This window comes from Streptomyces sp. NPDC048415 (genome assembly GCF_040651675.1).
In the GTDB taxonomy this organism is placed as follows: Bacteria; Actinomycetota; Actinomycetes; order Streptomycetales; family Streptomycetaceae; genus Streptomyces.
Genome location: NZ_JBEZKJ010000228.1, coordinates 1 through 1,295 on the forward strand (window position 1 = coordinate 1; position 1,295 = coordinate 1,295).

Annotated in this window: 1 protein-coding gene and 1 pseudogene; one reads left to right on the forward strand and one right to left on the reverse strand. The window is 69.9% G+C overall.

Annotation, left to right across the window (positions count from 1 at the left end; genetic code table 11):
* A pseudogene (locus tag AB0D27_RS45495) lies at positions 1-240 on the forward strand (hypothetical protein); the annotation flags it as partial.
* Here AB0D27_RS45495 and AB0D27_RS45500 read toward each other — a convergent pair.
* Positions 212-1,027, reverse strand: a complete 816-nt coding sequence (locus AB0D27_RS45500) for an IS5 family transposase (RefSeq protein ID WP_362521552.1) — start codon at positions 1,025-1,027, stop codon at positions 212-214. The pseudogene AB0D27_RS45495 and the gene AB0D27_RS45500 overlap by 29 nt on opposite strands.
* Between the last annotated feature and the right edge of the window lie 268 nt (positions 1,028-1,295).

The following is a 1,295-nucleotide window of genomic DNA, read 5'->3' on the forward strand; positions in this document are numbered from 1 at the left end:
GAGACGGGCATGGCAGCGACAGCCCTCGCGCCGGACTACCAGCGGATCCTGTCGGTGCTGGAGTCTGAAGCGGGACGGGAGGGCATGCGCTGCCAGCAGCTGGCCACAGCCCTGGGGCTGGATGTGGTGCCGGCGAAGGTCGAGGGACTGCGGTCGAAGGCGAAACGCCTGGTGGAACGGGGGTGGGCACTCCAGGTGCGGCCAGGGGTGTTCACCGCTCCCGCGGTGCCGGCCCTCTGAAGCCGGCCGGGCGGCGTCCGGCCAGGCGACCGCTCATGAGCATGGTCATCGACCACAGCACCATGGCTTCGTGCATGGCCGGCAGCGTTTCGTAGTCGCGCACCAGGCGACGCGAGCGCATCAGCCAGCTCAGCGTTCGCTCCACCACCCACCTGCGCGGCAGCACCACGAACCCCGCTGTGTCGTCGGTGCGTCTGACGATCTGAAGGGTGAGCCGGGCCTTCTCGCGGGCCCAGTCGACGAGCCGGCCGGCATAGCCGCCGTCCGCCCACACCAGTCGGATGGCAAAGTACTGCCGTCGCAGCCGCTGAAGCAGCGGGACGGCGGCGTCGCGGTCCTGCACGCTTGCCGCGGTCACCACGACGGCCAGGACTAGGCCGAGGCAGTCCACCACCAGGTGCCGTTTGCGGCCGCCCACCTTCTTGCCACCGTCCCAGCCGGAGGTCGAGCGCGGGATGTTCACCGCCGCCCGCACCGACTGGGAGTCCACGATCGCGGCCGTCGGGTCCGACAGGCGGCCTTCCTTCTCCCGGACGCGGTCGCGCAGCCGGTCGTGGAGTTCGGCGAGCAGACCCGTGACCTGCCAGCGGCGGGCGAAGGCATGCACGCGCCGATACGGCGGGAAGTCCGCGGGCAGGCTGGCCCACTTCACGCCGTTGTCCACGACATAGCGCACTGCGTTGAGCATCACGCGGTGGCAATAGCCCTCCGGCCGCCCGCCCCGCCCCTCCAGCCATGCCGGAACGGGCAGCAACGGCCGCACGACCCGCCACTCCGCCTCTGTCATGTCGGAGCCATAACTCGGAGTGCGGTCCGGCCCGTCCGCCGCGTTGCCGAATCTGTGCGCGAGGCAGTCACACGACGGTGGCAGCGAGTTGGACTCCACACACGCGGACGCGAAAGACTGCGGCAACAGGGCCTCCTGGTAATCGGTTGGGATCGCACCCCCGAACTACCAAGAGGCCCTGCTGCCATGCGCCGGCCCTCACGCGATCACCCGATCAGGAACCCTGTTCGACCAGACCAGCCCCGTGATCGATAAGCGGATGGCGTCT